General features: G+C 36.4%; 9 protein-coding genes. 5 read left to right on the top strand and 4 right to left on the bottom strand.

Annotation, left to right across the window (positions count from 1 at the left end; translation table 11 throughout):
- The first annotated feature begins 19 nt into the window (after positions 1–19).
- The 3 genes from AC1DUW_RS17715 to AC1DUW_RS17705 all read left to right on the top strand — a co-directional run bounded on the left by AC1DUW_RS17715 (position 20) and on the right by AC1DUW_RS17705 (position 1657).
- Positions 20–250 (top strand): hypothetical protein, encoded by a 231-nt coding sequence (locus AC1DUW_RS17715; protein ID WP_053345583.1) that lies wholly within the window; start codon positions 20–22, stop codon positions 248–250.
- Between the two features lie 140 nt (positions 251–390).
- Positions 391–660 (top strand): hypothetical protein, encoded by a 270-nt coding sequence (locus AC1DUW_RS17710; protein WP_053345584.1) that lies wholly within the window; start codon positions 391–393, stop codon positions 658–660.
- Between the two features lie 178 nt (positions 661–838).
- Positions 839–1657 carry an alpha/beta fold hydrolase gene (locus tag AC1DUW_RS17705; protein ID WP_477643090.1) on the top strand — a complete coding sequence of 273 codons (819 nt, stop codon included), beginning with the start codon at positions 839–841 and terminating at the stop codon, positions 1655–1657.
- Between the two features lie 262 nt (positions 1658–1919).
- Here the strand turns inward: AC1DUW_RS17705 and AC1DUW_RS17700 are convergent, their stop codons facing one another.
- The 4 genes from AC1DUW_RS17700 to AC1DUW_RS17685 form a co-directional block, all read right to left on the bottom strand.
- The gene (locus AC1DUW_RS17700; protein WP_157444014.1) at positions 1920–2078 is read right to left on the bottom strand and encodes a hypothetical protein; all 159 of its coding nucleotides are present in this window, start codon (positions 2076–2078) and stop codon (positions 1920–1922) included.
- Between the two features lie 292 nt (positions 2079–2370).
- Complete coding sequence (locus AC1DUW_RS17695) at positions 2371–3675, bottom strand: (Fe-S)-binding protein (RefSeq protein WP_053345587.1); 1305 nt, start codon at positions 3673–3675, stop codon at positions 2371–2373.
- A 1-nt stretch (position 3676) separates the two neighbouring features.
- Positions 3677–5086: an FAD-binding oxidoreductase gene (locus AC1DUW_RS17690; RefSeq protein ID WP_053345588.1), complete on the bottom strand. Its 1410-nt coding sequence runs from the start codon at positions 5084–5086 to the stop codon at positions 3677–3679.
- Positions 5087–5110: 24 nt separating this feature from the next.
- Complete coding sequence (locus AC1DUW_RS17685; RefSeq protein ID WP_053345589.1) at positions 5111–5818, bottom strand: FadR/GntR family transcriptional regulator; 708 nt, start codon at positions 5816–5818, stop codon at positions 5111–5113.
- 455 nt (positions 5819–6273) lie between these two features.
- Here AC1DUW_RS17685 and AC1DUW_RS17680 point away from each other — a divergent pair, with 455 nt between their 5' ends.
- Positions 6274–6570 carry an MFS transporter gene (locus tag AC1DUW_RS17680; RefSeq protein ID WP_053345590.1) on the top strand — a complete coding sequence of 99 codons (297 nt, stop codon included), beginning with the start codon at positions 6274–6276 and terminating at the stop codon, positions 6568–6570.
- 82 nt (positions 6571–6652) lie between these two features.
- The gene (locus AC1DUW_RS17675) at positions 6653–7108 is read left to right on the top strand and encodes an N-acetyltransferase (protein ID WP_053345591.1); all 456 of its coding nucleotides are present in this window, start codon (positions 6653–6655) and stop codon (positions 7106–7108) included.
- The last annotated feature ends 116 nt before the right edge of the window (positions 7109–7224 follow it).

The raw sequence follows: 7224 nt of genomic DNA, 5'->3' as shown, positions 1-7224 counted from the left end.
TATCTTAAGGAGGTAGATTATGTTTAAGAAAATCCTTATGTTATTCGGCTTATTAATCACTTTCATTGGTCTTTCTTCTTCCCAATCTGATTTAGCAAATGCGCCAGTAGATGAAGAAGTTATTCTATTACCTGGAAGTGAAACATTAGTTGAAGATGACATTGAAACAGCAAAAAAACAAAGAGAAAAAGCGATGCAAGACATGGCAGATCACCCTGAATTGGTTCAATTTGCAACTGAAATTGAATGAAAAAGGATTCCTTTATTGCAAAGGGGTTCTTTTTTTGTTCATTTCTCTTGTTGAACTATAGGGGCAGGATAGTTTAATAAAGAAAATAAAAATAAACCCCCTTCATTAAATGGTAAAATAAGTTAAAGGGGGTGGGAGTAATGGAAAAATATTTTGGAGTTATTTCATTCGCTTTAATAATATTGGTGATTGGATTCTTTGGTATGGATGTATCTTTAATCATTAATCCTGAAGTCTCAACGTTTCGATTATTAATGATAACAGGAATTACTTTATCTTTGATTTTCGCTGGATTCAGCGAAAAGGGATATTGGAAAAGGGTATCTTTAGGTCTTAGTATTTTAGTTGGTTTATTTTACTTTATTGGTATTGAAGTAATGAGAATTTTATTTCAAGGGAACGGATTTTAATTTAAAAATATTTATTTAATAAAAAATTAAAGGGTGCTTTACTTCAATAACAGGGGTTGCTGCGGCAGTCTTTTTCTTATTGAACTATCGGGGCAGGTTAGTCGAAGAAGGAATTGAAGAAACAAAAAGAGGATAGGTACTGTTAATTAAAATGATTTTTATAGAAAGAAGGATTAATATGGCATATTGCAAAGTTCGCCAAGCTGAAATTTATTATGAAGATTTAGGGGAAGGTAAACCAATTTTAATGATACACGGTTATTCTCCGGACCATCGATTAATGAGTGGTTGTATGGAACCTATATTTACTAAGAGGGAGGGGTGGCGACGTATTTATATTGATCTACCTGGAATGGGATTAACAAAAGAATATAACGAAATAAGCAGTTCTGATGAAATGTTGAATGCTGTTTTAGATTTTATTCAAGCTGTAATTCCTAACCAAGAGTACGTAATTGCTGGGGAATCTTACGGTGGCTATATAGCTAGGGGCATTATTGAAAAGCATCAAGAACAAATACTCGGTGCAGCATTTATATGTCCTCTTATTATTCCTTTTAAAAAAAATATAACAGTTGAGAAACATAAAATATTGAGAAAAGATGAAAAGTTTATTGAAAATTTATCAAAGGGTGAATTAGAAGATTTTAGAAAAAACAACATTATACTTGATGAGTACACATGGTTAAGGTACAACAAAGAAATTCTAAKTGKTTGTAAAATTGGAGATGAAAAGTTTCTAAATAAGGTTAAGAATAAATATGGGTTTTCTTTTAAGATTGACCAGACTGATTTTATTAAACCCAGTGTATTCCTGTTAGGAAGACAAGACTCTTCGGTTGGATATAAAGATGCTCTTGACATAATAAACAAGTATCCACGAGGAACATTTGCTGTATTGGATATAGCAGGTCACAATTTACAAATTGATCAACCACAACTTTTTAGTACTCTATTAAATGAATGGTTGGATAGAATTGAAGAGTTCCAAAACTAATACTTACCGCAGTAAGTGAAGTTTGTGAAATATTGTACTTGAACTAACAGGTGCTTTACTTCAATAAGAGAGTTGCTTCTGCAGCTCTTTTTCTTATGGAACTAAAGGGGYAGGATAGTGGAAGAAGGTATTTATTGTTCAGATAAAGAATAGTATTCGGAAAAGGTTGATTTTTAAGGATTAAACAAACTAAATATCAGGAGGAAAAAATGGTTGATAATAGTTATGAGAAACAACAACTGAAAAAACTCAGGACTTATATTTATATCACGATAGCATTACTTTTTTCAATGATATTTATATTTGTTAGCATTTTATTTTTGTATTTTCCTATGATAGGCATTTTAGACGTTGTGTATTTTCCACCAAAACTCGCAATTTTTTCATTCTTAATTTCTATTGTATTTTCTGTTTTAGCCATAAAAAATCTCTTTGGTAAGATATTGTTAGTTTTAAACATATTTCTCATGCTATTTATGAATTTTTATGGACCATAAATAGATACAAGAAGACTAACTTAGGGTGTAATAGTCAGGCTGTTGTATAGACAGCCTTTTCTTAAGTAACAACGAAAGCAGCATTTCTGCAATAAATGAACTACTTTCTTCATTTGTAAATCGTCCATAATTGTGAAGTAATTCACTTAAACTCTTGAGATTCTATTGATCTATTGGGCAAGACACCTTGCCAAATAGACCAATAGATGAAGGAATTTAATAATCGATACCGGCAGCTTCAGCTAAATATTCAATTAGATGAAGGGCGCGCATTGATTGTGTGAGTCCTTCACGATCAATACCAAGTTTCATCTGTAATAGGCAGCCAGGATTTGTTGTAATAATAACAGCTGCCTCTGTGGCTTTCGTGTGCTTCATTTTCTCATCAAGAATCTGCATGGATGAATCATAGTTTACAATATTATAAATGCCTGCAGATCCACAGCACATATCAGCCTGATCCATTTCAATAAGTCGTATTCCAGGCACTTTTTTCAATAATTCGACTGGTTCTTGCGTTACTTTTTGAACGTTAGTCATATGGCAAGAGCGCTGATAAGTAACTCTCTCGCCAACTCGGGCTGCTATCTCTGGTAATCCGCATTCAACAAGAATTTGGCTGATATCTTTTGACTTTGCTGAAAAAGCTCTTGCTCTGTCTGCCCATTCGCTGTCATCTGAAAGTAAATGACCGTATTCATATAACATGGCGCCGCATCCTCCAGCATTATTGACAATAAAATCAGCTTCCACTTTTTCAAAAGCCAGAATGTTTTGTTTCGCAAGATTGCGTGCTTCATCCATTTCTCCAGAATGGGCGTGCAGTGCGCCGCAGCATGTTTGTTTCGGTACAACGACAACATCACAGCCCGCTTCTGAAAGAAGCTTAATGGATAATTGGTTAATGTGGTGGAACATCGCATCCATAATACAACCGGTGAAAAAGGCTACTATATATTTCGGATTCAATTTTGCTTTCACTTCTGTCAGGGCACGCCCTCGTTCCACCGGTGAAACGGGTTCCGGCATGATTGCTTCGAAGGCACCAAGATTATTAGGTAGCTTTTTCATAATACCTGATGAACGAGCCGCTTTTTGCAGCCCACTTTTTTTGTATAGCCAAATGGAGTGTCCAGTGACATTCATCATCGTCCTACTTGGGAAAACCTTTTTCAGCATAGATTTTCGGAGTAGCCGCACGGGTATAGAAAAGGTTTTGCGTTTGACAAGTGCTGCGCGAGTGGCTTCTAAAATGGAACCATATTCTACACCTGTCGGGCAGGCTGTTTCGCACGCCCTGCAGCCTAAACACAAATCGAATGGTTCTTCGAGAACAGATAAGTCGGTAATTTTTCCTTCACCGACCATTTTCACTAAGTTAATTCGACCACGTGGTGAATGTGTCTCTTTTCCGAATGTTGTATAAGTCGGACACACAGGCAAACAATAGCCGCATTGGACGCAGTTATTTGTTTTGTCGTATTGAAATTCTTCTCTTAACTGTTTAAGTGATGTTTCCATGTTAGCTCAACTCCAATTTTTGTCCCGGTTCAGGGAAAATTTTCCCTGGGTTCATAATGTTATTTGGATCCCATACTTCTTTAATCCGTTTCATAATATCGAGGCCGGCTGCCCCTAGCTCCATTTCCATAAAGGGAGCTTTCATCATTCCAATGCCATGCTCGCCGGACAAGGTTCCGCCRAGCTCAATGGCCGCCATAAAAATTTCCGAAACAGCTAGTTCAACGCGGCTCATTTCTTCTTTATCCGTTTTATCACAAATAATGTTAGGATGAAGGTTACCATCACCTGCATGCCCAAAAACAACGAGATGAACACCATACTTGTCTCTTATTTTCTGYAGTCTTTCACACATTTCAGGAATTTTGCTGCGAGGAACGGTGGCGTCTTCTGAAATTTTCGTTGGCTTAATCCGAACAATGGCCGGAGATACGAGCTTTCGTGCTCTCCATAGTTCCGATTCTTCGACTTTGTCCTTTGGAATTCTAACTTCTCTTGCTCCTACGGAACGACATAATTCAGATGCCTGGGCCACTTCTTCTTGCAAAGCAAGTGGATGGCCATCCATTTCAATTAAAATAAGTGCAGCCGCATCAACAGGTAAGCCAAGTGGCTCAAACTGTTCAACTGCTACAATGGATGCCTGATCCATCAATTCCATTTTTGAAGGGAAAATACCGGCAGAAAGAATTTTGGAAATCGCACTTCCTGCATCTACTAAACTATCAAAAATAACCATTATTGTTGCAGTAGCTTTCGGTTTAGGAATGAGTCTGAGCACTGCTTTCGTAATGATGCCGAGTGTACCTTCTGATCCGACAATCAGCTTTGTTAAGTCGTATCCGGTCACATTCTTAACGGTACTCCCTCCTGTTTTTATGAGTTCTCCTTCAGGTGTAATCACTTCAAGGCCAATAACATAATCTTTCGTTACGCCGTATTTCAGCCCCCTCGGCCCTCCAGAGTTTTCAGCTAAATTGCCGCCAATTGTCGAGACGTGAGAACTGCTTGGGTCAGGTGGATACATAAATCCTTTTTGTTCAGCTGCTTTATGTATATTCGATGTCAAAACACCAGGAGAAACCACTGCTACAAGGTCCTCTTCGTGAATTTCCAGAATATCATTCATCACAGATAAATCGAGGACGATGCCCCCTTTAACCGGAAGCGGCCCGCCACTTAAACTAGTAGACTGACCCCGTGGATAAAGAGGGATTTTCTCCCGATTCGCAAACTTCACGAGGGATACTAGCTCTTCTGTACTTTTTGTCTGAATGACGAGGTCCGGCAAATACGTCCCGAATGAAGCATCGAATGAATAGCTAAAGCGGTCACTTTCATCTGTATAGACTTTTCCCGTTTTTATAATTGCATCGATTTCCTGAATGTGATTGGCGGTTATTACTTTCATTTCATTATCATCCTTTCTGTTTTGCTATACTGTATAATCCTGTAAAAATAAACTTAATTTTTTCTCGGCGTTTCTTAAATGAATCTGGCATTGAAGTTTAGCCAATTCGGGCTCTTCTGCTTCAATTGCCAGAAGAATGCTTTGATGTTCATCGTAGACTGCTTTACTTTTTCGTTTTAATTGTTCGTTTGGACGAAGAGTAATGTTTAACGCTTTTTCATAGAGAGTAGATAAGCTTTCAAGCGTTTGAATCATAATCGGATTTTGCGTAGCCTTAATAATGGAACTGTGAAATTCTATATCAGAATGGATGGCGGTAGTACCTTTTTCAATAGATTCTTCTTCCATTCTTTTTAAAATATTCTTCATTTGGTCAAGGCATTTTGGTGTACGTCTTAGGGCAGCTAAATAGGCCGCTTCAGGCTCCAGAATCTTTCGCATCTCAAATAGATACTTAATATTTTCAACATCATCTCTTTCTACTTGTATGCGATGTATGAATGTTGAACTTGTCGTTTCTTCCACATAGCTTCCGCCTCCTTGACGGGAGTTAATGACACCAGCAGCACGCAGCATGCTTAATGCCTCGCGTATGGGTGCTCTGCTTACAGAAAAATGAGCCGTTAACTCCTTTTCCGTTGGCAGCTTAGAACCTGGACGGAACTGCCCTGTTTCAATCATGTTTAATAATTCACGGGAGATCATTTGAGAAACACTTTCTTTTTGGGACAAAATAATCTATCACCTTTCATGTTTTATCTCAATAGAGAAGTATAAAAGCTAAAAATTTGCATTATGAATTTAAATTTGTATGACATATTTATGGAATGTATTGAGATTTTATTCTAATTTGGGGAAATATCAATTCGAAAGCGCTTTCAATTTGTTTATAATAAAGAAAAGCCTTTAATTAAACTACAAAAAAGCGAATATTTGTATTACAAATATTGTATAAAAAACTGTTGAGTTAATCAAGAGTTTTCTTTAATGACTACAACCTGGTTTCGCAAACTGTAAAACTTAATAATAAAAGGGAAGTACTTTTGAAACTTTACTGATGTAAAAGGGTACTTTTAAGTTGTTTTCAGTCCTCAATTAATGGAATGTTATTTAGCTTATTCTCATTAACAAATAAATTGAGGTTTTTGTTTTTAAATATTTGCATTTATGAGTGAGCGACATGAGCAATGCAACTATGTTTAGAAAGACTGACGACTAGAAAAGTGACAAGACGAATTGTACCATTTCTTATTGTCTTGTATGTAATCGCATTCATTGAAAGAGCGAATTTAGGTTATGCGGCTTTGGACATGAACGAGGCACTGGCACTGACAAGCCAGATGTTTGGAATCGTTTCTGGTATTTTCTTTATCAGCTATTTCTTGTTTGAAATTCCAAGCAATGTGATGCAGGAAAAGTCCGGGGCGCGAAAATGGATTGCACGTATTCTCGTTACGTGGGGAGACGTGGTAGCGTTGACATAAATAAAAAAACATTTCATTGCATAAAAATACAAAATAATATATTTTTATAATAAACATTCTAAGATCTAAAAGGAGATAAGATATGGATATTTATCATGCAGTAACCAGTGATGTTAAATATATTTATAATTTAATACAAATTCAGGCTGAACAAGGAGTAGTTTTGCCTCGTACAAAATTATCACTATATCAACATTTACAATGTATGTATGTCATGAAAGAGGATAATAAAATACTTGGGGTTGCCGGATTACATGTTTTAGGTCAGGACCTAGCAGAGGTACGTTCATTAGTCGTAGATCCAAATCATTCTGGTCAAGGTATAGGTCGTAAATTAGTTAATCATATTATAAATGAAGCTTCACGACTTGAAATTAGCAGATTAATATCATTAACATACGAAACGGAGTTTTTTAAAAAATGTAACTTTGAAATTATTTCAAAGGATACTTTGCCAGAAAAAGTGTGGATTGATTGTATGAATTGCCCCAAGTTTAACTCTTGTGATGAAGTTGCAATGATTAATTATATTGGATAAAAAAATTATCATCGAGTCCATGGCTGTCATGAATAAAGGCGGATTACACATTTCCGTTCATGGTATTTTAAGGAGAAAGCACCTTATGGTAAGTGGTTAGAAAGAGAGGATGGAAT

The organism is Peribacillus sp. P4_C12, from assembly GCF_056402095.1.
The sequence above is the reverse complement of the archived record's forward strand: the minus strand, read 5'-3'. Positions and strand labels throughout refer to the sequence as shown.

Coding starts and splice junctions, on each gene's coding strand:
- AC1DUW_RS17715 (WP_053345583.1), top strand. CDS start 20: ATGTTTAAGAAAATCCTTATGTTATTCGGCTTATTAATCACTTTCATT.
- AC1DUW_RS17675 (WP_053345591.1), top strand. CDS start 6,653: ATGGATATTTATCATGCAGTAACCAGTGATGTTAAATATATTTATAAT.
- AC1DUW_RS17680 (WP_053345590.1), top strand. CDS start 6,274: ATGCAACTATGTTTAGAAAGACTGACGACTAGAAAAGTGACAAGACGA.
- AC1DUW_RS17710 (WP_053345584.1), top strand. CDS start 391: ATGGAAAAATATTTTGGAGTTATTTCATTCGCTTTAATAATATTGGTG.
- AC1DUW_RS17695 (WP_053345587.1), bottom strand. CDS start 3,675: ATGGAAACATCACTTAAACAGTTAAGAGAAGAATTTCAATACGACAAA.
- AC1DUW_RS17700 (WP_157444014.1), bottom strand. CDS start 2,078: ATGGCTAAAACAGAAAATACAATAGAAATTAAGAATGAAAAAATTGCG.